General features: G+C 66.0%; 30 protein-coding genes and 1 tRNA gene. 9 read left to right on the top strand and 22 right to left on the bottom strand.

All coding sequences use genetic code 11. The features are described 5' to 3' along the window. Positions 1-38: 38 nt before the first annotated feature. From NLR35_RS00485 to NLR35_RS00475, 3 genes are all read right to left on the bottom strand, one after another. Positions 39-797 carry an ABC transporter ATP-binding protein gene (locus NLR35_RS00485; protein ID WP_374940775.1) on the bottom strand — a complete coding sequence of 253 codons (759 nt, stop codon included), beginning with the start codon at positions 795-797 and terminating at the stop codon, positions 39-41. After that, the gene (locus NLR35_RS00480; RefSeq protein WP_035648423.1) at positions 790-1545 is read right to left on the bottom strand and encodes an ABC transporter ATP-binding protein; all 756 of its coding nucleotides are present in this window, start codon (positions 1543-1545) and stop codon (positions 790-792) included. The genes NLR35_RS00485 and NLR35_RS00480 overlap by 8 nt, the downstream gene beginning before the upstream one ends. A 308-nt stretch (positions 1546-1853) precedes the next feature. Then, on the bottom strand, positions 1854-2210 hold the full coding sequence (locus tag NLR35_RS00475) for an ArsC family reductase (RefSeq protein WP_257164605.1): 357 nt from the start codon (positions 2208-2210) through the stop codon (positions 1854-1856). A gap of 218 nt (positions 2211-2428) precedes the next feature. Between NLR35_RS00475 and NLR35_RS00470 the strand changes: the two genes are divergently transcribed. Beyond that, on the top strand, positions 2429-2629 hold the full coding sequence (locus tag NLR35_RS00470) for a thioredoxin family protein (RefSeq protein WP_257164604.1): 201 nt from the start codon (positions 2429-2431) through the stop codon (positions 2627-2629). Between the two features lie 43 nt (positions 2630-2672). Here NLR35_RS00470 and NLR35_RS00465 read toward each other — a convergent pair whose 3' ends face one another. The 3 genes from NLR35_RS00465 to NLR35_RS00455 all read right to left on the bottom strand — a co-directional run bounded on the left by NLR35_RS00465 (position 2673) and on the right by NLR35_RS00455 (position 5079). Next, a complete protein-coding gene (locus tag NLR35_RS00465) occupies positions 2673-3263 on the bottom strand; it encodes a histidine phosphatase family protein (protein ID WP_257164603.1) in 591 nt (196 codons plus the stop codon). 143 nt (positions 3264-3406) lie between these two features. After that, positions 3407-4378 (bottom strand): oxygenase MpaB family protein, encoded by a 972-nt coding sequence (locus NLR35_RS00460; protein WP_257164602.1) that lies wholly within the window; start codon positions 4376-4378, stop codon positions 3407-3409. Next, the gene (locus NLR35_RS00455; RefSeq protein ID WP_257164601.1) at positions 4375-5079 is read right to left on the bottom strand and encodes a glutathione S-transferase family protein; all 705 of its coding nucleotides are present in this window, start codon (positions 5077-5079) and stop codon (positions 4375-4377) included. Before NLR35_RS00455 ends, NLR35_RS00460 begins: the two co-directional genes overlap by 4 nt. A gap of 126 nt (positions 5080-5205) precedes the next feature. Here NLR35_RS00455 and NLR35_RS00450 point away from each other — a divergent pair, with 126 nt between their 5' ends. After that, positions 5206-5580 (top strand): hypothetical protein, encoded by a 375-nt coding sequence (locus tag NLR35_RS00450; RefSeq protein ID WP_257164600.1) that lies wholly within the window; start codon positions 5206-5208, stop codon positions 5578-5580. 2 nt (positions 5581-5582) lie between these two features. On the opposite strand, the gene NLR35_RS00445 is transcribed toward NLR35_RS00450, so the two are convergent. Continuing rightward, positions 5583-5810, bottom strand: a complete 228-nt coding sequence (locus NLR35_RS00445) for a hypothetical protein (RefSeq protein ID WP_257164599.1) — start codon at positions 5808-5810, stop codon at positions 5583-5585. A 79-nt stretch (positions 5811-5889) separates the two neighbouring features. Further along, the gene (locus NLR35_RS00440; RefSeq protein WP_257164598.1) at positions 5890-6972 is read right to left on the bottom strand and encodes an Acg family FMN-binding oxidoreductase; all 1083 of its coding nucleotides are present in this window, start codon (positions 6970-6972) and stop codon (positions 5890-5892) included. Positions 6973-8154: 1182 nt separating this feature from the next. On the opposite strand from NLR35_RS00440, the gene NLR35_RS00435 reads away from it, so the two are divergent. The 3 genes from NLR35_RS00435 (at position 8155) to NLR35_RS00425 (ending at position 10783) form a co-directional block, all read left to right on the top strand. Further along, positions 8155-8231 (top strand) — tRNA-Ile (locus tag NLR35_RS00435). 178 nt (positions 8232-8409) lie between these two features. Then, the gene (locus NLR35_RS00430) at positions 8410-9729 is read left to right on the top strand and encodes a TROVE domain-containing protein (protein ID WP_257164597.1); all 1320 of its coding nucleotides are present in this window, start codon (positions 8410-8412) and stop codon (positions 9727-9729) included. Positions 9730-10012: 283 nt separating this feature from the next. Beyond that, entirely contained in the window at positions 10013-10783 is a 771-nt protein-coding gene (locus NLR35_RS00425) for a hypothetical protein (RefSeq protein ID WP_257164596.1), read from the top strand. A gap of 81 nt (positions 10784-10864) precedes the next feature. On the opposite strand, the gene NLR35_RS00420 is transcribed toward NLR35_RS00425, so the two are convergent. Both NLR35_RS00420 and NLR35_RS00415 read right to left on the bottom strand, forming a co-directional pair. Then, complete coding sequence (locus NLR35_RS00420) at positions 10865-11413, bottom strand: NADAR family protein (RefSeq protein WP_257164595.1); 549 nt, start codon at positions 11411-11413, stop codon at positions 10865-10867. Between the two features lie 97 nt (positions 11414-11510). Continuing rightward, positions 11511-11816: a hypothetical protein gene (locus NLR35_RS00415; protein ID WP_257164594.1), complete on the bottom strand. Its 306-nt coding sequence runs from the start codon at positions 11814-11816 to the stop codon at positions 11511-11513. Between the two features lie 362 nt (positions 11817-12178). Here NLR35_RS00415 and NLR35_RS00410 point away from each other — a divergent pair, with 362 nt between their 5' ends. Continuing rightward, positions 12179-12559, top strand: a complete 381-nt coding sequence (locus NLR35_RS00410) for a hypothetical protein (RefSeq protein ID WP_257164593.1) — start codon at positions 12179-12181, stop codon at positions 12557-12559. Between the two features lie 50 nt (positions 12560-12609). Here NLR35_RS00410 and NLR35_RS00405 read toward each other — a convergent pair whose 3' ends face one another. The 8 genes from NLR35_RS00405 to NLR35_RS00370 are packed head-to-tail and all read right to left on the bottom strand — an operon-like array spanning position 12610 to position 19990. Beyond that, the gene (locus NLR35_RS00405; RefSeq protein WP_257164592.1) at positions 12610-13527 is read right to left on the bottom strand and encodes an NAD-dependent epimerase/dehydratase family protein; all 918 of its coding nucleotides are present in this window, start codon (positions 13525-13527) and stop codon (positions 12610-12612) included. A gap of 4 nt (positions 13528-13531) precedes the next feature. Then, a complete protein-coding gene (locus tag NLR35_RS00400) occupies positions 13532-14530 on the bottom strand; it encodes a fumarylacetoacetate hydrolase family protein (protein ID WP_257164591.1) in 999 nt (332 codons plus the stop codon). Continuing rightward, positions 14527-15105, bottom strand: a complete 579-nt coding sequence (locus NLR35_RS00395) for a cupin domain-containing protein (RefSeq protein WP_257164590.1) — start codon at positions 15103-15105, stop codon at positions 14527-14529. The genes NLR35_RS00400 and NLR35_RS00395 overlap by 4 nt, the downstream gene beginning before the upstream one ends. A gap of 16 nt (positions 15106-15121) precedes the next feature. Further along, positions 15122-16279 carry an MFS transporter gene (locus NLR35_RS00390; RefSeq protein ID WP_257165211.1) on the bottom strand — a complete coding sequence of 386 codons (1158 nt, stop codon included), beginning with the start codon at positions 16277-16279 and terminating at the stop codon, positions 15122-15124. 49 nt (positions 16280-16328) lie between these two features. After that, a complete protein-coding gene (locus NLR35_RS00385) occupies positions 16329-17459 on the bottom strand; it encodes an FAD-dependent oxidoreductase (protein WP_257164589.1) in 1131 nt (376 codons plus the stop codon). A 48-nt stretch (positions 17460-17507) separates the two neighbouring features. After that, positions 17508-17873 (bottom strand): Rieske 2Fe-2S domain-containing protein, encoded by a 366-nt coding sequence (locus NLR35_RS00380; RefSeq protein ID WP_257164588.1) that lies wholly within the window; start codon positions 17871-17873, stop codon positions 17508-17510. After that, a complete protein-coding gene (locus NLR35_RS00375) occupies positions 17857-18810 on the bottom strand; it encodes a VOC family protein (protein ID WP_257164587.1) in 954 nt (317 codons plus the stop codon). The genes NLR35_RS00380 and NLR35_RS00375 overlap by 17 nt, the downstream gene beginning before the upstream one ends. Before the next feature lie 22 nt (positions 18811-18832). After that, positions 18833-19990, bottom strand: a complete 1158-nt coding sequence (locus tag NLR35_RS00370; RefSeq protein WP_257164586.1) for a S9 family peptidase — start codon at positions 19988-19990, stop codon at positions 18833-18835. 145 nt (positions 19991-20135) lie between these two features. On the opposite strand from NLR35_RS00370, the gene NLR35_RS00365 reads away from it, so the two are divergent. Next, entirely contained in the window at positions 20136-21044 is a 909-nt protein-coding gene (locus NLR35_RS00365) for a LysR family transcriptional regulator (protein ID WP_257164585.1), read from the top strand. A gap of 102 nt (positions 21045-21146) precedes the next feature. On the opposite strand, the gene NLR35_RS00360 is transcribed toward NLR35_RS00365, so the two are convergent. Then, on the bottom strand, positions 21147-22130 hold the full coding sequence (locus NLR35_RS00360) for a transporter (RefSeq protein WP_257164584.1): 984 nt from the start codon (positions 22128-22130) through the stop codon (positions 21147-21149). A gap of 999 nt (positions 22131-23129) precedes the next feature. On the opposite strand from NLR35_RS00360, the gene NLR35_RS00355 reads away from it, so the two are divergent. Then, the gene (locus tag NLR35_RS00355; protein WP_257164583.1) at positions 23130-23543 is read left to right on the top strand and encodes a response regulator; all 414 of its coding nucleotides are present in this window, start codon (positions 23130-23132) and stop codon (positions 23541-23543) included. A gap of 135 nt (positions 23544-23678) precedes the next feature. Further along, positions 23679-24101, top strand: a complete 423-nt coding sequence (locus NLR35_RS00350; RefSeq protein WP_257164582.1) for a group II truncated hemoglobin — start codon at positions 23679-23681, stop codon at positions 24099-24101. A gap of 11 nt (positions 24102-24112) precedes the next feature. Here the strand turns inward: NLR35_RS00350 and NLR35_RS00345 are convergent, their stop codons facing one another. The 3 genes from NLR35_RS00345 to NLR35_RS00335 form a co-directional block, all read right to left on the bottom strand. Next, complete coding sequence (locus NLR35_RS00345; protein ID WP_257164581.1) at positions 24113-24307, bottom strand: hypothetical protein; 195 nt, start codon at positions 24305-24307, stop codon at positions 24113-24115. 48 nt (positions 24308-24355) lie between these two features. After that, positions 24356-24742, bottom strand: a complete 387-nt coding sequence (locus NLR35_RS00340) for an NUDIX hydrolase (RefSeq protein WP_257164580.1) — start codon at positions 24740-24742, stop codon at positions 24356-24358. Between the two features lie 213 nt (positions 24743-24955). Then, the gene (locus tag NLR35_RS00335) at positions 24956-25603 is read right to left on the bottom strand and encodes a hypothetical protein (protein ID WP_257165210.1); all 648 of its coding nucleotides are present in this window, start codon (positions 25601-25603) and stop codon (positions 24956-24958) included. Between the last annotated feature and the right edge of the window lie 268 nt (positions 25604-25871).

Genomic DNA, 25871 nt, shown 5'->3' with positions numbered 1-25871 from the left:
ACTTCCCAGAATTGCCCAAATACGAGGTTCGGCGCCCGTCAGACGCCGAGATAAGTGTGCAGCTTGTCCATGTTGGCGGACAGATCGGCATTGGCGAAACCGTCGATGACCTTGCCGTGCTCGACGACGTAGTAGCGGTCGGCGACCGTCGAGGCGAAACGGAAATTCTGCTCGACGAGGAGGATCGTGAAGCCCTCCTTCTTCAGGCGCGCGATGGTGTGGCCGATCTGCTGGATGATGACAGGCGCGAGGCCTTCGGTCGGCTCGTCCAGCATCAGGAAGCTAGCGCCCGTACGCAGGATGCGCGCGATCGCCAGCATCTGCTGCTCGCCGCCGGAGAGCTTGGTGCCCTGGCTCCTCAGCCGCTCCTTCAAATTCGGAAACAGCTCGAAGATCTGCTCGAGCGAAAGCCCGCCTGGCCGCACCACCGGCGGCAACAGCAGGTTCTCGCGCACGTCCAGGCTCGCGAAGATGCCGCGCTCTTCCGGGCACAGCGCGATGCCAAGCCGCGCGATCTTGTCCGAGGTCATCCGGATCAGCTCGCGGCCGTTGAAGGCGACCGAGCCGGTGCGCTTGCCGATGATCCCCATGATGGACTTCAGGGTCGTGGTCTTGCCGGCGCCGTTGCGACCGAGCAGAGTGACGACCTCGCCGGCATTCACATTGAAGTTCATGCCGTGGAGAATGTGGGACTCGCCGTACCAGCTCTCGAGATTCTTGACGTCGAGAATGGTGTTCGTCGCGGCCGCCTGCCCCGGCGCTTGTCCCGGCGTTTTGGCCGTCATCACCTCAGGCATGTCCGGCTCCCAGATAGGCTTCCTTGACGCGCTCATCCTTGGAGAGCTCTGAATAAGGTCCCTCGGTCAGCACCTGTCCACGCGTCAGCACGGTGATGGTGTCGGAGAGATTGGCGACGACGCTGAGATTATGCTCGACCATCAGGATCGTGTACTTGGCCGAGATCCGCTTGATCAGGGCGGCAATCTTGTCGATGTCCTCATGGCCCATGCCGGCCATCGGCTCGTCCAGGAGCATCATCTCCGGATCGAGCGCGAGCGTGGTCGCGATCTCCAGCGCGCGCTTGCGTCCATAGGGCATTTCGACTGCCGGAATATTGGCGAACTCGCTCAAGCCCACGTCGTTGAGCAGCTCAAGCGCGCGGCCGTTGAAACGGTTCAGCACGCTCTTGGAGCGCCAGAAGTCGAATGACGAGCCATGCTGCCGCTGCAAGGCGACGCGGACGTTCTCCAGCGCCGTCAGATGCGGAAACACTGCCGAGATCTGGAACGAACGGACCAGCCCGAGGCGCGCCACATCGGCCGGCGCCACCGCCGTAATATCCTGTCCCTTATAAAGAATCTTGCCCGCCGACGGTCGCAGGAACTTGGTCAGCAGGTTGAAGCACGTGGTCTTGCCGGCCCCGTTCGGACCGATCAGTGCGTGAATGGTACCCCGGCGGATCTTGAGCGAAACATCGCGTACGGCAAAGAACCCCGCGAATTCCTTCGTCAATCCGTGGGTCTCGAGAATGAACTCGTCGGCCAAACAGATTCCCCCCGAGCCGGCGCCTTGATCGCCTGGCCCTCGCTTCTTCCTGTACGGCGGCTCTACCGGAGGGCTTGAACGATTCCGCGCCGCCCTCCGCGACCGCTTCGGGCCGGAATATGCCGTCAATCGAGGGAGTTAAGCAAGGCGGAAAGCTGGGCAACGCGGTCGCGGGGCGTCTGATGAACCTCGCGTTGATTCTGCTGTGTCCTACCCGCGGACATAGAGTAAGGGACCACCGTCGTTTTGTTCACATGTGCTCGCACCCCCCGCATCTCGCGAGCGCGAAGGCGGTCGCAGCCGAGCTGTTATTTGGCGGCCTTCACCTCCTGCGCGTAGACGTCCGGCTTGAATCCGACCACGCGCTTGGCACCGAGATCGAGCACCGGCCGCTTGATCATCGAGGGCTGCGCCAGCATCAGCGCGATCGCCCTGCTCTCGGTCAGTCCCTCCTTGTCGGCGTCCGGCAACTTCTTGAACGTCGTGCCGGCGCGATTGAGCAGCACCTCCCAGCCGAGTTCGTCGCTCCAGGCTTTCAACTTCGCCTTGTCGATGCCCGCGGTCTTGTAGTCGTGGAAGTCGTAGGCCACGCCGTGCTCATCGAGCCAAGCACGCGCCTTCTTCATCGTGTCGCAGTTCTTGATTCCGTAGATCGTGATGCTCATGCCACGCGTCCTCAACCCTTTGTGTGCGCCTGCAGCGAATGTCTCATGTTGCGACAATCGGCCCTGCATTTTGCAGTGCGATTCACTCGCTTTTGATGCGGTGACGCCGCTCGTTCCGCAATCGGAATTCACTCCGACGTTTGCCATGAAAGTGTCGGCTGAGCATTACATTTTCTTCGCATCCCCGGCGTATCTGGCGCGCGAACAGGAGACCGCGAATGGGCAAGATCATGGTGCGTTGTCCGCAGACCGGCCGCAGCATCGAGACAGGGATGGAAATGGATGCCGCGCGCTTCCAGCGCATGCCCGTGTTCTTCTCGCGCGCCTATTGCCCGCACTGCCGAACCTATCACGAATGGTTCGCCGCCCATGCCTGGGTCGAAGAGATCAGTGATCGCGAGGACATCGTGATCGCCTGATAAGGGGCCCCGTGCATCAGACTTGCCGCATCGGCCGAGAGGTTCATTCGTCCTTGGGATCGCTCTTCAGCGGCTTGTCGGAATCGCCCGGCATCAGGCAGGGATGGAGTTCAGTGAACTTGAAATCGGCTCCACCGGCGAGGCGATCAAAGCGCAGCACGACATCGAAACGCTTGCCCGACCAATGGGTCGGCAGCTTGTCCGCGTTGCTCACCGGCAGTCGCGGCAGGATGTCAGTGATGATCGCCTTGTGCTCCCATGCGACCAGGACGGTGCCCGAGAGCGGCAGCAGGGCTGCGACAAGCGCGGCTTCCTGTCCTTTTGCAAACGACGTGTTCGGCTTGGCGAGGCCGACACGCGCGGCCAGTTCCAGCACCGTCTCATAGGGCCGGCGGCTTGGATCGGAGCCGTCCTCGGCGCTGTCGGGGTCGGCTGCATAGACCGCCTGCGGCGTCGGATAGTCGCTCCCACCGATGCCGCTGCCGAACAGCGCCGTCCAGGCCCCTGCCCGCTCCCAGCCAAAGATCACCAGTGATTTCGAATCCGTCTTGCCCTTGTGGGTGAGACCAGGACCTGTGACGTCGCCATCAGGCTTCTCGGCGTGGCGGATGATCAGCAGCGTCAGCGCATCCATCGGAGTCTCCGGCATGCTGGCTTGAGCCCGGTTCACGATCCGGGCGTCATGGATCGTAGCGCGGGCGCGCACGCATCGATATGAACTCGATCACACACTAAGCGCTATGGCCTTCAGCCCCATAGCCTTCAGCCCTATGGCCCTCAGCCGTGAGCATTGCGCTGCACTGCGCCTCTCGCTGCCGGCATCAACGGCTGGCCGATCCAGGCGCGATTGAGCAGGCGGGTGATGGCCGGACACGGCTCGCCGCGGATGCGCGCCATCGCTTCCTGATAGGGACCGACTGTCCGCAACTTCTCCGGCAACACGGCGTAGATTTGCGGCAGCCAGGCCCTGGCCCGCGCCGCGCTGCGTCGCTCCCGCTCGCCATATCGCAGGTCGAAGGCCAGCCGCAGCCGCTCCGGCAGCATCTCGGCGGTCAATGCGGTGAACCAGCGCGGCGGCCCGATCAAGGTTGCCTCGCCCGAGAAGATGCGCTGCGCAATGTCGCGCGCGGCCGCGCTGACCGTCAGCGTCTCCGACTCCATCATTTCCGCCGCGTAGTTCTTGAAGGACCCCCAGTCCGGCGGCAGCACGTCATGAGGAACGCCGAACAGGCGCGCGAAGCGCATCGCCTCCCGCCAATACTGCTCGCGCTCGACCTCCGCGAGCGGTGGACACAGCAGGCCGTACGACATCATCGCGGTCTCGACCAGCGTCGCGTGGACCCAGCGCAGCGCCTCGACGTCGTTGGCGCGAAAGCGCGAGCCGGCCGCGAACGGTCCGGCCGTCTCCGTCATGGCGCCATCGACCGCGGCGTGACGCCGGTACAGCCGCCGCGCCACGGCGATCGCCTGTTCACGCGTGCCGAACACCATCGTGTAGACGATGCTGAAGGTGCGATGGAAACGGCCGAGCGGATCGGCGAACACTTTCGACTGCGCGGCAATGCCGGCCGACACCCAGGGATGGGCGAGTTGCAGAAGCAACGCCCGGCCCGCGCCGAGGAACAGCGCCGCCTCGCGATGCACCCGCCACATCACGCTGTCGGGGTCGAGCACGCCATCACCCGCAACGGCGGCCGATGACAGCACCTCGTCGAGGCAACGCTCGAAATCGGCTTCGCTGACGATCACGGCCGCTTCGGGATCTCCAGCCCGCGCTGCACCGCCGGCCGCGCCAAGCCGCGCTCCAGCCACGCCGGCACGTGCCTCAACTCGTCGAAGGCCACGAGTTCGCGCGCGCCATAGAAGCCGATCAGGTTGCGCACCCAGCCGAGCGCGGCGATATCGGCAATGGTGTAGTCGCCATCCATGATCCACTCGCGCCCGTCGAGCCTCGCTTCGAGCACGCCGAGCAGCCGCTTGCTCTCGGCGACATAGCGCTGCAGCGGCCGCTTGTCCTCGTACTCGCGGCCGGCGAATTTGTGAAAGAAGCCGAGCTGCCCGAACATCGGCCCGATGCCGCCCATCTGGAAGTGCAGCCATTGAATCGTCTGCCAGCGCCGCGCGGGATCGCTTGGCAGGAATTTTCCGGTCTTCTCGGCGAGGTATTGAAGGATCGCGCCGGACTCGAACAGGCCGAGCGGCTTGCCACCGGGACCATCGGGATCGATGATCGCCGGGATCTTGCCGTTCGGATTGAGCGACAGGAATTCCGGCGTCTTCTGCTCGTCCTTGCCGAAATCGATCGCGTGCGGCTCGTAAGGCAGCTCCGTCTCCTCCAGCATGATCGAGACCTTCACGCCGTTCGGTGTCGGCAGCGAATAGAGCTGGATGCGGTCGGGATGCTGCGCCGGCCAGCGCGTGGTGATCGGGAAGCTGGAGAGGTCGGACATGATGGCTTGGCTCGCCTGTTGCGTTGAAGGCTCAATCTAAGCCCATGCGCGCACGCTGCAAGGCGTGAGCTGGGAACCGGTCCGGCAGGATGGTCTTATCCTGCAGACGATGTGCAGAGATGGCGCATGGCGAGTCCGACCTATGATCTGATCATACGGGCGATGATCACACGCCAGCAGGTGCTGTGCCTGTATCGCGGCCATGCCCGCGCGATCTGTCCGATCATCCTTGGCCATCGCGCGGGCCGCGAGCGGGTGCTGGCCTTTCAGTTCGCCGGTGGCGCAAGCCGTGGCCTTCAACCTGGCGGCCAATGGAAGTGCTTCGACGTGGCCGGGATGAGCGAATTGGAGCTGCGCGAAGGCCGCTGGCATTCAGGGCCACGTCACAGCCAGTCGCAATCCTGCGTCGCCCAGGTCGATCTCGACGTCAATCCGGACAGCCCGTACGGTCCGAAGAGATCCGCGACGCCGGTCGGCGGCAAACCGCGGCGAAGAGGCTGAACCTATTGCGGCTCGCGCATCCGTACGCGGAGCAGCGCCGGCAGCTTCGACGTGGCCTCGTGCTGCGCAAGTTTGGCCGCGACCCGGCGCATCAGCGCCGACGCGCCCTGCTTGGCAAACACCTTGATGCCGCGATAGCTGAAGTCGACCACCACCTCATGATAGCGCATGCCCTTGCCGCCCTTGACCAGGCCAAGGTCGCGCACCAGGCAATAATGCCCGTCGCTCATGCGTGCCAATCGAGTGTTCTCGAACATGTCGCGAAGCAATGCACCGAGTCGCAAATCCGTCAAGATTGACAGGAACGACTCATGAACTCAGCACGGCATCGACAGGCCGACGCGGCGAGAATGGCAGCGAAGGGCCGAAGCCAAAACGCAGCACGAGGTCGGGCCGGCGCGTCGTTCCGATCAATCGGGCCAGCTCGGGCCGCAACGCCGCGACCTCGACCGGCTGGTTGATGAAGGCGAGCTTGAGCCCGAGGCGCGTCGCTTCGAGCGCGAAGCGCTGGCACGCCTGTCCGACCCTGATCCAATGCGCGGGATCGGCCTGCTCGGCGGCGAACACCGCGAGGCCTGACGAGGACGCGATCTGCCGTGCATATTTGTCGTTCTCGGCCGCGGCATCGAACAGCAGATCGAAGGCAAGGCTGCCAAGCGTCGTCGGCAAGGACGGATTGCCGCTGGCTCCAGCAAACAGGCCGTCGCCGCTCGCCATTGCACTGCGCGGATTGAACCGGATCCAGTCCTTCAGCTCGCGCATGAACGCGGCGTCGCGCATCTGCGCGCCATTGCCGGCGATCACGAGGTCGCGGATGGCGGCGATCTCGGTGGGCGCCGTGATGATCGCAACATCGACGCCGGCTACGGCCGACGCAACCTGCAGCGACGACAGATCGCGCGGCGGAACCTCGCGTCCGTCATAGTCGGCGCGCGTCGACTGCCTGCGGACGATGGCGGCCAGCAGCGGATCGACGTCGTCGCGCCGGCCGCTGGTGAAATTGTAACGCACCAGCGGGCCATCGATGATCACCTCGCCCGGACGGCCGCTGGCGGCGGCTGCGATCGCAAGGTTGGCCGCCGCGCAGCCTAAGCTGACATACAGATGATGATCGTCGGGATCGACCACCGCCGTGCGTCGCGACAGATCCGGCGCGATCGTGATCGCATCGGCCGCCACGGCAAAGCGCCACGGCTGGGTGTTGTGGCCGCTGGCCGCCAGCGTCGCGTAGCGGATCACGTCGGCGATCTCGCCCGACAATGGCGCACGCAGCCGCGCGGTGTAGTCAGCATAGGCGGACATTGCCCCGGTGGCGGACCGCCACGCTCCGGCGCCGAGCGCGGCTGCGGTCAGCGCGCTGCTTGCTCCTAACAGGATCCGCCGTCGGTTCATCACAATGTTCGCAGTTCATGCCGTCGAATTGACGATAAGCTTGGACGAGTCCGACGCGTTGCTCCAGATCAACATCGCCACCGTCGATCAACATAATTCGCCGCGTCCTGTTGACACCAACAACAAAGGCGCGTAGGTACGCCGGCCTCGCGGGCAAACATCGCGCGCGACACTGATGAGCAAGACACTTTTCAGCAAGACACTTCTCAGCAAGACACTCACGAGGAAGACAATGTCTTCGAGCTTCGAACATCTGATCCGCACCTCCACCGGCTTCGTGCCGATGGATGGCGCACGCCTTGCTCGGGGGAGCGGTCTTGCTTGAGGCAAGATCAACTGTCTGTTCACACGGACCCTCCCGAGCCCGCCGCTCCGGAGGGTTTTTTGTTGCCCTCGCGCGAGCCGGCTGCACGGCGAACACTCAATGTCCCGGCGATCGGCCGGAACGGGAGACCCGGATCCCGGGGCTCGCGCCGGTGATGCGCGTGCCCAAGAGCGCGGGGCCTGTCGGAGGGAACGAGGCGTGAGGCCGGACACCGATGACAGAGCGAGCTCCAAGGAGTTCGCAAATCGCGGCGCCGTTGCGCGCCGCAGACAAGCTATTTGATGTCCCGGCCGTCCGCGGCCGGGAGCTGCTGGTGGTGAAGATCGCGGATCCTTCGCGCCAATGCGGCGACGAGCCGCCTTCGATCGATCGTACCGTGGAATCCGTCAAGCGAGATGGGTGAGTCGCGGGTTGCGGTGAGGCCGATGCCGAACCTGCGTTTCGATCGTCGTATCGCCGTGATCGCCCGTTCCCCAGCAGGCCAAAAACGCCGTCCGGCGACGCCGGACGAGCAGGCGGTGGTGAGGATGTCTGTTACTTCGTTGAAACCGAGCGCCCCCAGGGGGCAGCAACAGCTGCCCCGAGGGCAGCAACAGCATCACCCGTTCCCCGCCGACCACATTCACGAGCCGTGGTGAAGACGACTGTTACTTCGCTTGCCACGCCAGGTGTCGCGGGTTCGAGTCCCGCCCGGCGCAAATGCCGGTAGCTCAGGGGTAGAGCACTGTCCGGCCCACGTCCGTGGGCCTGGTACAGTCGTCGCCCGTTCCCGGCTCGTGATCCATTTCAACCGGTGATCGTCTTCGAACAGGCGGTCACATCAATCCGGCGCAGATGTCCTCTGCGTCCCATCTTCCACGTGCCGTGGTGAAGAGTGCTGATACTTCGACTGATAATCGAGAGGTCGTGGGTTCGAGTCCCACCCGGCGTTCCATGCGCCGGTAGCTCAGTGGCAGAGCGCTATCCAATCCACGCAAGTGGTGCGGACCTCAGCATTCGCCCGTTCCCGGCCCGTGGTGCCCATCACGCGTGACTTCCCGGGTGGATCACGCGTGTCGGCCGTTCCGGCCGTCCCATCCGACACAATCAAACCCAACGAGAGGAGGCCAAGCATGGTCAGGCTCAACACATTCCTGCGCGCCTTCACCCATGAGGGTGCGCCGTCCCGACAGCTCGCGCCCGTCCAGGCGCTCCAGCGCACGCTGATGAGCTGCCTGTTGTGGGAGGACCAGTTCTACGAGGACGGGGTCGCGATCGCCGATCGGATCAAGGCTCTCGTGGCGCAGGTCGAGCCGCGCGAGGTCGCCCGGCTCGCAGTCCGCGCACGCGAGGAGATGAAGCTGCGGCACGCGCCGCTGCTCGTCGCCCGCGAGATGGCGCGGCTGCCCCAGCACCGCGCGCTGGTCGCCGAGACGCTGTCGCGCATCATCCAGCGGCCGGACGAGATGACCGAGCTGCTTGCGATCTACTGGGCGGATTCTCTGGGTTCGCAGCAGCAGCGCAAGCGGCAGCCGGTCTCGGCGCAGGTCAAGAAGGGGCTGGCAAAGGCGTTTTCGAAGTTCGACGCCTATCAGCTCGCGAAGTATGACCGCGAGGGTCCGGTGCGGCTGCGCGACGTCCTGTTCCTGGTGCACGCCAGGCCCAAGGACGAAGCCCAGGAGGCGGTGTGGAAACAGCTCGTCGCTGGCGAGCTGCCCTCGCCCGACACCTGGGAGGTCGCGCTCTCGACTGGGGCGGACAAGCGCGAGAGCTTCGAGCGGCTGCTCGGTGACAACAGGCTCGGAGCGCTGGCGCTGTTGCGCAACCTGCGCCTGATGCGGCAGGCCGGAGTGACGCGCGCGACGATCGCGGAGGCGATCGCGGCAATGCGGACGGATCGGGTGCTGCCGTATCGGTTCATCACGGCGGCACGGCATGCGCCGGACTTCGAGCCCGAACTCGAGGCCGCGATGCTCCGGTCGATCAAGGGCCATCGGCGGCTTCCGGGCCGCACGCGGCTCCTGATCGACGTCTCCGGCTCGATGTTCGCGGCGTTGTCCGCGAAGTCGGAGATGACGCGCGCGGACGCGGCGTGCGGGCTGGCGGTTCTGGCCCGCGAGGTCTGCGACGCGGTGGAGATCTTCACGTTCAGCGACAAGGTCGTGAAGGTGCCGCCGCGGCGGGGCTTCGCGCTGCGCGATGCGATCCTCGCCTCGCAGCCGCATTCCGGGACCTATCTCGGGCGTGCGGTCAGCGAGGTCGATCGCAACGGCGACCGCCTGATCGTCTTTACCGACGAGCAGAGCCACGATCCGGTGCCGTCGCCCAGGGCGCGCGGGACCATGGTCAACGTGGCGTCGTACCAGCACGGGGTCGGATACGGACCCTGGACGCGGGTGGACGGCTTCTCCGAGGCCGTGATCGCCTGGATCGCGGCGCAGGAGAGGCTCTGAACGGAGCGACCCTGCACTGACAACGAATGGCCCGGACGCGTCGAAGACGCGCCCGGGCCTTTTTGCGTTCGGCGTCCGCACGCGGCGCGCGCCTCATCGAGTCGAACCTTCATCAGCGCGACGCTCGGCAGCCGGAGCGTGATGGCGCGGACGCTCATCTTATGAACCGACCATCTCGTTGCAGTCGAGAGTCCCATGTGCCAGATTTCGTTCCGAGCGACAAATGCGCTCCGGCTATGGAGAAACCGACACTCCGCCGGCGGCTTCCAAATGAGACGGGATCATGGGATCGTTCATCACCAACCTGCATGTTCGCGACGCTGAGCCTGTGGCCGTCATTGACGCACTCAGATCGCTTGCAGTCGTCCCTGCCTATGTTCGCCGGGCATCGGGCAATCGATGGACCAGCATCTACCCTGAAGCCGCGTTTCAAGATGACGTCGGACTTTCGGAGATCGCCCATGCGCTCTCGACTGCTTTGCAGCGCCCGGTGATCGGCTTCATCGTTCATGACAGCGACATTCTGCTGTACGTGTTGGTCGATCATGGGAAGCTGCTCGACAGCTACAATTCGGCGCCGGGCTTTTTCACGGGACAGAGTTTGGCGCCGACCGGAGGACAGGCCGAGGTCGTTGCGGCTTATTGCGAGGCCGATGATGCACATGCTCGACTGTCGCGCCTGTTGCATCCCGAGACATCTTCCCGGAATGAAGCGCCACGACCACAGAACGATGTTCTCGAAGGGGTGCGCAAGAAACTCATAGAGTCCTATCCGAAAATGGCTGCCCAGGATCCAAATACGCCACCGCTCGAGCAACTCCTGGCAGAAATCGAGAGGCGCTTCGCATCGTGGCCGGTCGGTCAGGCGACCGAGCCAAATTCTGCAAAGCCCTTTCTTCTTGAAGACGACAGGTTGACCGCCCTGGCCGAGTTACTCGGCATTCCAAGCGGACCCGTACTCGACAGCTTTTTCTATCTCGCCAACGGCGAAGGCGCGACAGGCAGGCTCACGCTGATCGAGGCCGATGGCCAGAAGGACGTCTCTCTGCCCTGACGGCGCGGCATTGGCCGTGTGATCGAGCCCGCCGCAGGACATGCGCGGCAGACGACCGAATACGTACATGCCGCGCCCCCATCAACCGAGCGCAGCGCGCGCCTTCATCAGCGCGAACCCCAGCAAATTGAGGCCAAGCCAGGCCAAGGGGTCGCGCGCCCGCGGGTCGTCCGCGGCCAGACCGATGCCCCAGATGCGGTCGACCGGACTCGCCTCGACCAGCACCGCCTCAGCGGTGGACCGCAGCCATTGGCCGAGTGGCGGGTTCTGGCCGAACTTCGCCACATTGCCGCGCACCGCGATGTCGAAGCGATGCGCGGTCCAGCGGGCATCGTCGAACCCAGCCACCTCACGCCCAAGCTTCTTCGCCTCCGACGGACCCGGCACAGCGAGAATGGCGTCGCGCGTCGCGTGGTCGCCGAACAGTTCGGCCTTCTGCGCCATCATGTAGTGCTCTGCCGTCGGATAGGTCAGGCCATCGAGCGAGAACGGCGCGTGCCACCACTGGCTCAGCACGTGCTTGCCTACACTACCGTTGCCCTTGGCCGTGTGTCCCCAGAACAGCAGCAGCTCCGGCGTGCGGCCTGCCGCATATTCTTGCTTCAGCGCCTCGATGTCGTCGATCGGCATATCGCAGTCCTCGCGGATGTGCGGATATGCCGGATTTTGCCGATCGACCAACAGGCTGCGGCCAATGCATGCCGAGAGCTCAACGCTGCCGACGGGATCACTTCGCGCTGACGCTCCGCGCCCCCGCCTCCCTCATGATGCCCTCCACGTCTGCCGAGCCGGCGGCGCGGCTGCCGACCGACACCTCGATCTCGCCTTCGAGCTCGGGCGCGCCCTGCTTGTCGACGCCGGGATGGCCGCTCTCGACATCGGCGCCGGCGGCTTCCGAGCCGGCGCTGTTGGCCGCGCCCGGCGCCTGCAAGGAGACGTCGGTGCGGTCGATGCCGTGATCCTGAACCAGGTGCTCGACGGCAAGCTCGGCCTCGCGGCGTGTGGCGAAGTGACCGATGATCGTGCGTTCCATGGCGTCTCTCCTGGCGGGCTGTCCGGCCGGACCGGTCCTGTCCAGGTTCGAACGCAGGCGCAGCGAGGGCCGTTCCAACTCCGTGGATGTACGCCGCGGGGGTCTTGGGCCGTCCCACACGCCTGCACTCCGCATCCGGCGCTCGGCGGCACGATTCTCGTGCCGGGCGGTTGGGAGCCCCGGAGTGCTCTTGCCCCGGGGGCCAGTCCGCAGCCCGATGTGGGGGGCCGCAGCTCCCTAAAACCGCTCTAAACCGCCCGTTTTGGACGTCGCCCTTGACGAACCAGTCATAAACCGGACAAAGATTGCGCCAAAATGTCGCGGCGGAGGGTGATCCCATGAGATACGTCGACGGCGCGGTGATGTTCTTCAGCCTGTGGCTGCTGGCCTCCATGGTCCTGGACGCGGTGACGCCGCCCGAGTTGAATTTCTACATGATCGGCCCGATCATCGCGCCCGCCGCGATCATCACCGGCTTTCTGTACTGGCTCCGCATCCCCTCCCGCGATTTCGTCCTGGTGTCGGCAGCCATCTGGATGGTCTGCGAGATGATGATGGAGATGATCACGCCCAAGCCGCTCTCGCCGCTGCTCGCGGTCGCCGCCGTCGCGCCGCTGCTCGTGGCCGGAATCCTGCTGCACCTTCAGCACTGGCGGCGACCGGGCGGTCGCGCACGAGCGACCGATACGGTGGCGAACCTGCCGGCCTCCTCCAACGCCCTGTCCAGCCGCCGTCCGTTCTGATCCGGAGCATCGGCACGATCGAACGGTGAGCGGCACGGCGACGATCCGGATCACCCAGCCGCCAACGCGTGCGTGATCAGCCCTGCCACCGACCCGTCATGGGCGAAGCCCAGCGCCATCTCGGCCCGCGCATCCAGCGCAGGATAGCGCCCGAACACCGCCTCGATCCGCTCATCGGGCTCGTAGGTGACGAGCCGCGTCCGCTCGGCGCCGAACAGCTGCGCAAGGCCGTCCACCACCTCGGCGATCGAGAGATGCAGCGCCGGCAGCTGGAGCGGTCCGCAGATGTCGGCTGCGCCCGCCAGCACGAGATGGTCGACCACCGCCTTCCGCGAGAGCCACCAGCACCTCGCCGCGGCGGAGACCGGACAGACATAGGGCTCGCCCGCGGCCAGCGCGTGCAGCAGCTCGCTCATGAAGGCCGAGCCGAAGCCGCTCACCGGACGCGGGCGCGCGACGATCCCGGGCAGCCGCAACGAGACGCCGGAGAGCTCGCCGCGCCTGGTATGATCGGCGAGCGCGATCTCCACCATCCGCTTGTGGGCGCCGTAGGTCGTGGCCGGCCGCGGCTCGGTGCGCGCGCTCACCGCAGCCTCCTTGAGCGTGCCATAGACGGCGATGCTGCTGGCATGGACGACGCGCGGGCGAAGCCGTGATTGCGCAAGCCATTGCAGCAGATCGAGCGAGGCATCGAGATTGACGCGGCGGCCGAGCGCCGGATCCGCCTCGGCGCGCGCGCCGGGGACGCTGGCGAGATGAAACACCCGATCGAAGGAGGGCTCGCCGAGACCGGCCAGCAGTGCTGCATCGAGCGTGCCGCTGATCCAGCGCAGGCGAGGATCTGACCATCCGAATGGCTGTTCCGCGAGATCGATCGCAATGATCTCGGCGATCGTCGCGTCCATCAGCAGCCGGCGCAGCAAGGCTGAGCCGATGAAGCCGGCGGCGCCGGTGACCAGGATGCGCATCGCTTCAGGCCGCCGTCGTGCGGAAGGCGCGCACCACCTGCTGATGGATGCGTCCGAACGGCCCCGCGCGGCCGTCGGCGAAGCGGGCCTCCATGGTGACCTGCTCGCCGAAGCTCAGGAACGCCGTCCGGGCCTCGCCGAGCTCGATCATCTCGATCGCCCTGACCTCGGCGAGACAGCTCGATCCGGCCTTGCGATCGGCGTTCGAGACCGTGCCCGAGCCGATGATCGTGCCCGCGCTCAGGCGGCGCGTCCGTGCGGCATGGGCGATCAGCTGCGGAAACGAGAACGCCATCTCGCCGCCGGACGCCGCGCCGATCCGCGCGCCATTGCGTTCGATATGCAGCGACAGGTCCACGCGGCCGTCTTGCCAGGCTGCGCCGATCTCGTCGGGCGTCACCGCGATCGGCGCGAAGCTGGTGGACGGCTTGGCCTGCAGGAAGCCGAATCCGGTGCGCACCTCGCGCGCGCCGACCGCGCGCAGGCTCCAATCATTGATCTGCACCAGCAGCCGGATCCGCTGCGCGGCCTGCTCGGCCGTGACGGCCATCGGGACATCGTCGACGATCACGCCGAACTCGCCCTCGCAATCGATGCCGTCGGCCTCGGACACGAACGGGACGTCGACGTGCGGTCCGAGAAAGTCGTCGCTCGCGCCCTGGTACATGACCGGGATGGTCTCGAAGTCCGGGATCGGCGGCTTGCTGAAGGCGATGTCCATCAGCCGTCCATGGTTGAGAAACGCCGAGCCGTCCAGCCATTGCGGCGCGCGCGGCAGCGGCGCTGCGCAGCGCGCAGGATCGAACGCGAAGACGTCCGATGCCGCGCCCGTCTCGAGGCCGTCGGCGAGATCGCGCAACGGCGCCTCGACCTCGCCCCAACGCCGCAGCGCGGTGGCGAGATCCGGCACGATCGCGCTTGCGCTGACGGCGCGCGCCTGATCCCTGGAGACGATGACGAGGCGGCCGTCGAGGCTGCCGTTCTGATACGTCGCGAGCTTCATCGGTCGGCCTTGCCGGGGGTGGCGTCGGGACCGAACTTGCCGTCGACCAGGATGAACAGCATCCGGCACGGCCTGTCGCTGCGATTGGCCCACGCATGATTGGTGCCGCGCTGGATCACGACGTCGCCGGCTTTCAGATCGGCCGTGCCGTTGTCGAGCACCAGGGTGATCTCGCCGGAGATCACGATGCCGTAGTCGATCGTCTCGGTGCGATGCATCAGCGGATGCGGCGATTCCTTCGTCACCGTCGAGGCATGGGGATCACCGATCTGGCCGAACGCAGCCTGCATGCGCTCGGCGCCGTGGCGCAGGAAGTCCTCGGTGTCCGGCGGAATGTCGACGAAACGGATGCGGCTGCCATTTGCCGGCGGCGGCAGCCGCAGTGGCCCGATGGTCGGATCGGGGCCATTGTCGATCGGCGCGGGCGTCGCCTGCGTGCTCCACACCTCGTGGAAGAAGGTGCCGGGGATCGCCGCGAGCTCGGTCACGGTCGGCAGGGCGCCGTCGGACGAGATCACGGCGGCGCCTTCGGCGTCATGTCCGGTGACGACGCGGCGGATCTGCGGAAGGGTCATGCAACAGGTCTCCTGATCAGGCGATTTCGAGAGAAGTCGCGGACGCGGCCCCACGCGCGGCGAACACGCGAGAGAACATCACGACGGCGACGGACGAGATGACGACGGCGCCAAGTCCGAGCGCGGGGTAGCCGAACAGCTGCACCAAGGTGCCGCCGAGGATCGGGCCGATGGCGGCGCCGATCATCAGCATCGCCGGCGTGGCGGCGAGCGCACGCGCCGTCGGGTCGAGCCGCGACATCAGGCCGAAGGCGAAGGTATGGGTGAAGATCATCACCGCCGCAAACATCGCGGTCGGGACGGCATAGGCCAGCACGCCCGAGCCGAAGGTGATCGCCACCGCGATCAGCGCCTGGCAGACCGGCCCCGCCAACAACACATGCCGCGCCGGCAGCCGTGTCTCCAGAAGCGCGGCCAAAGGCGCCGGCAGCAGGTTGACGAAGCCGAGCGCAATCAGCACGCCGGTGACCGTCTCTGCGCCGAAGCCATGATCTATGCCGATGCGCTCGATGAAGCTGAACAGCATCGCTTGCGTCAGCGCCATCGCGCTGATGCCCGCGATGCCGAACCACACCGCGCGCGGCAGATGGCTGACCTCGGCGATGAGATCCTCATCGCTGCGCACGACGCCCTTGGGAAACGAGATCGCAGACGCCAGCGCCGCGAGCGCCATGACGCCGGCGAACACCACGAACAGCGCCGGCCCGCCGAAGCTCGCCACGAGATTGGGCGTCGCGCCGAGGAACAGGATGGCGAACACCCCGAGCGCCATCCCGACGATCGCGAACAGCCGGTGCGGGTTGGCGCTGCGCGCGATGGTGCCATGGGTGAAGCTCAACCCGCAGGCCGCGGTCGCACCCGCCAGCGCATGCAGCAGCGCGAGCAGTGCAAACTCCGACGTCCGGCTGGCGGCCACGAACACCAGCGCGGCCGCGGCGTATCCCGCGGCGGCTGCCAGCCGGGCGTTCAGGCGGTTGAAGCGAGGCGCAAAGAACAGGCTGCTGAGCACGGCGCCGAGCAGGAACAGGGTGGCAAGCAATCCCGCCTGCTGCGGGCTGAATTTGTAGCGCGCGATCAGCGTGCCCACCCACACCGGCAGCGCCACGAGGTCCACCATCCCGGCGCAATGTGCGACCATCAAAGCGATGCGCCCGCGCCAAGTCTCCGTCGTCACCGTCATTGCGTCCTCCCCTTGATGTCCATTTTTTGTGTTTGTCGCCGGCTCAGATCGGCTGCGTCAGCCCGATGGTCGACTCCCGCATGATGCGGGCGTGCTCGGCCTTGTCGCCGTTCTCCATTTCGATGCGGCAGAGCTGCGCGGAATTCTCGATTACCATCCGGCAGCGCTCCCAGCGGCGCGCATGGAAGCGGTCGAACGCCTCCTGCAACGTCGTTGCGCGTGCGAGCTCCTCGGCCAGGACGATGCCGCTCTCGATGCCGATGCCAGCACCGGAGGCGAGATGCGGCGTCGTCGCGGCCACGGTGTCGCCGATCAGGATGACGCGCCCGCGATTCCACGGCGCCGGCACCAGGAGGTTTGCGAGCGGCCGATAGTCGATCGCGGCGTCAGCGGCGAATAAATGCGGCCGCAAGCCGGTCAGCACGGGATCGCTGAACGGCGCCAGCATGTCCGCGACCAACTGCGGCCACGCCGATCGTTCGATCTGCTGCTTGTCGGGCCGCGCCTCGGTGACGAACATGTACATCCGGCTCGGCGACACCGGATTGACGCCGGCCTTGACCGCACCGCCCAGCCACATCCGCGGCCGCACGATCTCCTCCGGCCGCGGCAGCACCGCGCGCCAGACCACCTGCCCGATATATTGCGGCGGCTTCACCTCAGGAAACAGCAGCGCCCGCGTCTTCGAATGCACGCCGTCGGCGACGACGACGAGATCGTAGCGCCCGGTCGTGCCGTCGGTGAAGGCGACCTCGACGTCGCCGTCGTACTGCGTGATGTCAGTGTAGCTACAGCCGACACGCACGTGGACGCCGGCCGCGCGCGTCGCATCGGCGAGGATGCGGCCGAGTTCGGGGCGCATGATGCCGCCGCCGCCCGGCACCTCCGATCCGACCGGCTTCGGCGTCGGAATCTCGCCAATGCGATGACCTGCCGGCGTGACCAGCTCGACGCCATCAGACAGATAGCCGCGCCGTGTGAATTCGCCGAGCACGCCGATCTGGTCGAGCGCACGCAAGGTCGGGCCGCTGACGGTTATGCCGGCGCCTTCGGGTCGCCAGTTCGCGTCGAGCTCGACCAGATCGACCGCTATCCCCGCCTTCCGCATCTGGATCGCCGCGGCCATGCCGGAGAATCCGCCGCCGATCGTCAGCACCTTGCTCACCACTGCCATGGTGCCTCCTCCTTCTGTCGTCCGCCCTGGCGGGCTTGTTATGACTTCTTATGACTTCACGAACAGCTCGCCGTCGGCATCGACGACGAACTCAATGTGACCTAGCCGCTCACCGCGGCACGGCCCCTGCACGCACAGCCCGCTGTCAGGCATGAACTCGGCACCATGCGCGTGGCAAACGATGCGCGTCCCCGCCGCATTGAGATACGCATCCCTGCGCCAAGCCATCGGCGCGCCGTCAATATGCGGACAGGCATTGCGCCAGGCATGGAGCTGCCCCTGCCATCGCACGACGAACAGGCTGTCCTGCCCCTCATCGTCGGGATCGAAGCCGCGCGATTGCCCCTCCTCGATCTCGTCCGCCCGGCACAGACGGACCCAGCCTGGGCGCGCGCCCTCACGCGTAGTCGCCATTCTCGGGAATTCCTGGCCCGGGATACCATTTCCTGCGCATCTTCAGCAGGAAGGTCTGCGAGTTGTCAGCCGAGGCCGTGGCCTCACGCGGCTGCCAGCTCGCATCGTGCTGATCCATGTCGGCATCCATCTCGATGTGGCAGCCGAACGGGCTGTTGAAGTACCAGAACCAGTTCGAGCCGAGGATGTGACGGCCGGGTCCCCAGAACGCCTGATAGCCCTTCTCAACGAAACGATAGCCGTTGGTGATCATTTCCGACGGTCCGCCGAAATGGAAGGTGAAGTGCTCGACGCCATGCATGTGCGGCGGCGCGCCGATCAGGAAATGGGTGTGATGATCGAGCGAGCCGGCGGGCTGCAGGAAGGGCCCGGTGCCGGTGAAGCGATCGGTGCAGCGGAAGCCCAGGCGGTTGACGTAGAAGGCCTCCGCCTTCATCACGTCGGGCACGAAGTACACGACATGCGACAGCGAGCGCGGGCGGATCACGCTGCCCGGCGGCGGCACGCCGAGACTGTTGACCGGCCTGAACACCACGCCCCCCGGCGCATTCGAGATCTCGCTGGGGAGTACGAAGGGCCGCCGCGCCGTGACCTGGAAGCCGATCACGAAGCCGCAATCGTCGATCGACTCGATCGAGCCGTCCGGCAGCCGCCGGACCTCGCGGTCGCGCCGCAGCTCGGCGGCGATCGCGCCCAAGGTCGCCTCGTCGGCGACGCCCATTACCGTCTTGCGCAGGCGACAGCCCGGCGTCGGACCCGGCGGCAGCGCCGGGTCATCCTGCCGCGCGATGACGACAGCAGTCCCGTCCATCGCCTCGAAGCGGCCGCCGCGATCCGAGACGTCGACCGGCGTCAGGCCGTAATCGACCAGGAAGCGCGCCGCGCTCCTGACGTCGTCGACAGCGAAGACCAGGCTTTCCAGACCGACAATTTTCATGGCTTTCCTCTCCGCCTGCCGCTCAGGCGACCCTTCCGTTCAAGGTCTCGGCCACCCAATCCGCGATGTAGTGGCCGGCGTTGATGCTGTTGTCGAAGCTCGCATGCTGCGCGCCGCCCTCGCGATCACTGAAGATTTTCAGCTCGCGCTTCGGCGAATTGACCAACTGCTCATAGGTCCGCTCCGCCCAATGCAGCGGGATCTGCGAGTCCTTCTGGCCATGCGTCACCAGGAACGGGACCTTGATGCGGTCGAGAATGCCGTCGAGGTGAACCCGCTCGGCGATCCGCATGAAGTCGTCCTGATCCCTGGCGCCCCAGACCCAGCGCACATGCGCCCAGTAATGCGGGACCGGAAAGTCGCCTTCCTTCTGCAGCCGCTTCTTCTGCACGTCGCGCCAATCATGATTGGCGCCCCAGGCGACGCCGCAGGCGAAGCGCGGCTCGAACGCCACCGCACGCGGGCAGTAATAGCCCCCGAGCGAGACACCCTCGAGGCCGATGCGCCTGGGATCGACGTCGCTGCGTGTCTCCAGCCAGTCGACGACGCGCGAGGCCCAGTGCTCGCTGTCGTACCGCGCCGTGAGCCCCTGCAGGCGCAGCGCCTCGCCGGAGCCCGGCTGGTCGATGATCAATGACGACACGCCGCGCCTGGCCAGCCACGCCGGCAGCCCCACGCGGTATTTCATCTCCTTGGTCGAGTCCAAGCCGTTGACCTGCACCAGCAGCGGCGCCGGTCCATCGCAGCCTTCCGCGCGCACCAGGAGGCCGGCAATGTGGCTGCCTTCATAGGGGATCTCGACGCGCTCGCAGTTCTCCCGCGCCAGCGCAATTCCCTTGGCGAAGGTGTCGAGACACTTGCGGTACAGCGCCAGCCGGCCCGGCGCCTCATGCGCCTGCAGGCGCTCGCAGGTAATCAGATAGCTCGCCGCGCGGCCGTACTTCTCGCCCGCCGAGAGCAACCGGCCCTTCGCCTCGTCCTCGGCTGCGAGCTCGCAGAGCTTGTCCGCCATCCGCGCCCAGGTCTCGCGAAACGCCTGGGTGCCGCTGGCGTCGGGCTGCCGCGCCGCGTCCTGCAGCGGCGCGCACATCTCCTCGATCTCGCCGATCCGGGCGCCCATCTCGATCGCCAGATCGACCGACAGATTCCAGAGGTAGTTGGTCGGAAAATATTTGAACATGATTGCACTCGCGACGCGCGGACCGGCCGCACGTCCCCTCGACGTTTCTTCCCGAGGTCTGGCTTAGCCCGGTTTGACCATTTCGAAAAATTGATTATCAAGATCGTTCGTATTGATCTTCTGAATACATCTCGGGAGGCGGCCGATGCGGTTCAACAACAAGTTCGACCTCAATCTGCTGGTCGCGCTCGACCATCTGCTGCATCTGCGCAGCGTCAGCGGCGCGGCCGCGCGCATGAACATGACGCAGTCGGCGATGAGCAACGCCCTGCTCCGCCTGCGCACCTATTTCGACGACGAGCTGCTGGTGAAGATCGGCCGCAAGATGGAGCTCACGCCGCGGGCGGAGGTGCTCAAGGATTCGATCAGGGACCTGCTGGTGCGGGTCGATTGGGCGATCGCCTCATCCTCGGAGTTCGACCCGGCGCAATCCGACCGCTGCTTCAAGATCCTGGCCTCGGACTACACGCTGGTGACGCTGATCCCGCGGCTGCTGGCGCGCAGCGAGGCTCTCGCCCCCGGAATCCGCTTCGACTTCCTGCAGCAGGTGCAGCGGCCGGAACGCGCGCTCGAGCGCGGCGATGTCGACCTGCTGATCATTCCCGAGGAGTTCAGCTCGAAGCTGCATCCGTCGGAGGTCATCTTCGAGGACGATTTCTGCGTCATCGCCTGGAGCAAGGGGAAATACGGCAAGGGCAAGCTGTCACGGCAGGACTTCGCCAACGCGTCCCATGTCGTGATGCGGCCCGCGATCGCCGCCCAATCGCTCGAGAGTCATTACCTGGAGCAGCGCGACACCAGCCGCCGCGAGGACGTGTCGGTGTACGCATTCACCGCCATCCCGCATCTCATCACCGGGACGGACCGCATCGCCACCGTGCACCGCAGATTGGCGGTCGCCGCCCAGCGCAGCCTGCCGATCCGCATCATCGATCTGCCCGTCAAGCTCCCGGTTCTGCGCCAGCGCGTGCAGTGGCACCGCTATCGCTCCAACGATGCCGGCCTCCTGTGGCTGCGCAATCTGATGCGCGAGGTCGTTGCCGAGCTGCCTTGATCGGCGTCCGGGGGCCTCTCATGACGAACGGCCGGCGCAGGAGCGCCGGCCGTTCGCACGTCTTGAATGTCACGGCTTTGAATGTCGGTGCCGCAGCGCGGCTCAGCGCCTGGCCGGTCCAGCGCCCGGCGGAGGCGCCGGCACCCAGATCGGGAATGCCACGTTCGCCCACACCGTGTCGCTGCGGCTGCCGTTCTCGACATGGAACGTGTGCTGGTAGTTCACATTGACCTGGAAGGCGCCGCCGTCATAGCTCAGCGACGGGCCGAGATTCAGCGACTTGAGACGGTTGCCGTCCTGGATGCCCGCCAGATTGAACGCCTTGACGCCGTTGACCTTGTCGTCCTGATACTGATGCGTGTAGCCGCCGACCGCGCCGAACTTCCAGGGGCCGATGTTGTAGCCGATGTTGAAGTCGACCACGAACGCATCGCCGCTGCGATACTGCTGGCCCAGTTGCGTGAACGCGTTGACGGAGTCCGTATTGGTGGTGTTGAGCAGGAGACGCGGCGAGATTCCGAGCTCGAAGCCCTTCGGGTCGGCATAGCGATAGGCCATCACCGGCGAGATGGTCGTGTAGTTGGTGCCGACGTTCAGCGGCTGCCGCGCCGAGTAGGTGCCCGTATTCGGCATGATGTCGAGCCCCGCCGTCACGCTCTGAACCGGCGACAACGCCCAGCGCAGGATCACCGGCGAGAAGGTGATATTCGCAAGCCCGTTGGCCTGGAACGAGCCACCCGGAGTGGTGTTCTCGAGATGCACGAACGGGACGACCAGCTGCGAATAGACGTGAGCGCCGAAGAACTCGCCGGGATAGCTGGCGAGAAAGCGCATCGTCTCCGACACCGAGGAGAGCTTGAAGTTGATCGGCAGCTTGTTGCCCTGGCCATCATACAGGCCGTTGGCGCTGGTGTAGCTGGTCTGGCTGATCGCAAACAGGCCGGGAATCGGCGGCATCGTTCCGATGAAGATGCCGGGTGACCCCGCCGGATAGTTGGTGGTGCCATTCTCCGCCGCCGTTGCGCCTTGCAGCATTCCAGCCAGCATCAATGTCGCCAGAGCGGACTGCTTCAGTCCTCTTCTCATATTCCCCCCTCAGTGGCGCGCTTCTTGAACGAGCTTGCCCCCATCGACCGCCGGGACGGCGCACCGGCGCCCGACTGATCACGCCATTGATGAGCGATTTCGGAACATTCGTAAAATTGATCGTTGTGATCTCATGTATTGACAGGCTTGATGCATGCGCCACGGCATGCCCGCTCACGGTGACTGCTTGATGTCGGCTTGATTTGCCCGTCGGGTCGCCCGGGGCGGCGTTCGGCCGGCCAAGAGCGATGGCGAACTAACAATGCACGATGTGCCGGAAAACTGGTTTGGCGAGGCGGATCAGGGACATCCCCCCTGTCCAGTCCTGCCGCCCGAAAAATCGCGCTTTCGTTTTTTCGAAAACTGGTGTTCTCTGACGTGGTCCCGTGCTCCTCGAGAGGGGCGGATCGCGATCGTCACGGACGTTGAGCGCGGGATGCGGTGGCCGCAGGCGGGTCGCAGCGTGCTTTGGTGCGCGGACGAACGACTGCTTGCGGACGTGAAATCGCGTGGTCCTGGCGCCCCGAAGCTGGCGCCAAGCTTTCGGCAGGATGAGCCTGAGGGCGACGGTGGCTACCAAGCCGGACACCGGGGAGAGCGCGTATAAGCGTGAAGACCATCGCGCGGGGAATGCCGGGTTGATCCGGCTGAACCTGTGGTGACTGCCGCCTGCTTTTTCTTCTGCAGGCGGGCCATGGGTTGCGGCCAGCAGCCCGGCATTCCCCGCGCCCTCTGTGCAGAGGGCGAGCCCATCGCAGAGCTCGGGCGCCGGAAGGCGTCGCGTTGACGACGGGTCGTGTCCGCCGACGACGGCACGCGTTCGGGCCGATGCTCAGGGGCGAAGAAGCACGATGAGCGTGTCGCGCATTCACACACAATATACGATGACGTGCAGAACCACACGTAATTCTACGGGATCGAAAATTTACGTCGAACTCAGAAACCGACTTTTAAGCTGCAGGCGCCCATCAGAGGTCGACACACAGCCGCGCGGGGACCATGCTGAACGAACTTCTCGTGATCGAAGATGCCGATGTTCATCTGTCGATCCTGCGCAAGATCGCTGTGCAGGCGGGCTTTGCCACGACCGGCGTGAATTCGGTCGATGGCGCCATGAGCGTGCTGCGCCGGCGCAACTTCGAGTGCATCACCCTCGATCTCAATCTCGGCGAACGCTCCGGCACGGAAGTGCTGCAGCTCCTCGCCGACATGAAGTCCCGGACGCCGGTCCTGATCATCAGCGGCTCCGACGACCAGACCCGCGACGTCACGGTGCGGGCGGGCAAGATCCTCGGCCTCAACGTCTACCCGCCATTCTCCAAGCCCGTGGATCTCGCGCTGCTCCGGCAGACGCTGCGCCAGATCGCCGCCGACACCGATCGGCAGCGCCTCGTCAAAGCCAATTTGCGCTAGCGCTCACGCGCGTTTGTGACGCGGGCCCGCGGCCATGCCGCGCCGCGGCCATCGCCATGTCGCCTTTGATGCAGATCAAGGCGTCAGGCGCCCGTCGCCTATTGGCTGCAACGGAGCGAACGGAAACGGGATGCAATGACGGCAGTGGAGCAAGCCAGCGAAGCAGTGGTGGTCGAGGCGACGCCGTACGAGCTGATCGGCGGGGAAGCGGGCGTGCGCCGTCTGGCGGATCGCTTCTATGCGATCATGGACGAGGAGCCGGACGCGCGCCGCATTCGCGCCATGCACGATGCCGACCTCGGTCCTATCCGGCAATTGCTGTTCGAGTTTCTCAGCGGCTGGCTCGGCGGACCGCCGCTGTATTTCGAGCGCGCCGAGCACCGTTGCATCATGTCGGCCCACCGGCCCTATCCGATCGGCGACACCGAGCGCGACGAGTGGATGACGTGCATGCGCCGCGCGATGTTCGATTGCGACATCACGGGCGACATGTACGACCTGCTGGATCGGGCCTTCCTGCGGATGGCGAACGCGTTCCGAGCGCGTCCTGCCGGCTGAACGGTTCCGGATCAGCCGGGTTTGTCGGCGGACTCGCGCGCCAATCGTTCGGCGCGCAAACGCTCACGGTTCTTGTAGAAGGCCCGCTGGGCCTCCTCGTGCTCGCGCATGGCCTGCTCGGCATCGGCCCTGCGCATGGCATCGCGCGCCCGGCGCTCTTCAGGCGTCAGGACGCGTGGCGGTCTGGCTGTGCTCTCGTAAGTCATAACCATCTAACGCCCCAACCCCGAAGACGTTCCCGGTCCGACGGTGCTCTAGTCGGGCTTGCGCGGAAACAGCCGGTCGCGGATGTAGCGCGACGTCGGCGTCAGGCTCAGGCCATAAGGCTTCTGCCAGACCGCACGGTCGATCTCCTTCTTGTCGCCGATCTCGAGCCGCCCCCTGGCGTTCTTGGCGATGAAGATCGCGTCGCTCATCATGCGGCCGGAGCGCTTGTTCTTGGCGGTCACTTCCTTCCACAGCCTGAGCCGGCCGAGCTTGAGCTTGGGAAGCTCCTCCTTGATCTCGCGCTTGAGGCAGTCCTTGGCGGTCTCGCGCGCCCGCTTGCGGCCGCCCGGAAACATCCAGCGGCCGTCGATGCAGCGCCGGACCAGGAGAACCTTGCCGCCCTTGGCGGCAACCAGCTTGGACGCCTTGGTCATTGCTTCCGAAACTCTCACCTCGCCTTGAAGCGGAGCCTAACAGGATTCGCTCCAACTCCCGCTCCGGACCATTGCGGAGGCCGGACCGGAGCTCGTGATCGGATCCGCTTCCTCCATCAGTCGCCGCCAGCGCGTCCGGGTTCAGAAGCGCGGCCGCACATGGCGCCGATCAATGCCAAGTTGGCCGCAATGGCCACGTCGCTCGCAGCGAGATCAGTAGCAAGAGCGCGGATCGACTGCGACATACTCTCCGGACGGATAGCGATAGTAGCAATTGCCCTGCGACAGATAATAGCCCGGCCGCGACGCGGCGGTCGCGCCGGCGATCGCTCCCGTTGCGCCGCCAATCACCGCGCCCGCCGCGGCACCGCCGGCCTTGCCGGTCAGGATGCCGCCGAGGACGCCGCCGATGATGGCGCCGCCGAGCGCGCTGGCGCCGGGATCGGGGTCGGCGGGCGGCGGCGCCGGCTCATAGGCGACCGGCGGAGGCGCGGCCTCGTAGACGGTCGCGGGGGCGTAGACGACGTCGTCGGCATATTCCTCGGAGACGTAGGTCGGCGGGCCTTCCATCGGTTCAGGATAATAATACCAGACGCCGCCGACGTCCCACCACCAGCCCTGCCGCCCATTGTGAGCGGTGTGGTGCCAGCGGCCGCCCTCCCAGCCGACCCGGCCTCGATAGGACTGTCCGCCATAGTCCCGGACGCCGATGGCGCCGCGGGCAAAGCGCGCGTCCGGGCCACGGCCCATGGCTGCCGGACCGGGTCCCGGCGCATAACCGTGGCTACGATCATAGCCGGCGCCCGGCGGGCGTCCCTGCTGCTGTGCGACTGGCGCGGGCGGCCGTCCCTGCGGCGGCATCGCCACGCGCGGCGCTGGTCCCCCTGGTTGTCCTGGTTGTGCCGCTACGGGACCTTGGCCGGGCGTCGGGATGCGGCCTTGCACAGCCCCCGAAATCGCCCCTTGACGCAGCCCCTGCTGCGCTTGCGGCTGACCGGCGGGCGGCTGCCCGCCCTGCCCCTGGCGAATGACGCCGGGCGGACGGCCCTGCGGCGGATGGCCCGGGCCGGCTTGGTCGGGCGCTGGCCCCTGTGCGTATCCCGCGGACGGCAGAACGACGGCCGTCAGG

Origin of the sequence: Bradyrhizobium sp. SRS-191 (genome assembly GCF_024586915.1) — a bacterium.
Classification (GTDB): domain Bacteria; phylum Pseudomonadota; class Alphaproteobacteria; order Rhizobiales; family Xanthobacteraceae; genus Bradyrhizobium.
This window is presented reverse-complemented; position numbering and strand designations above follow the sequence as displayed.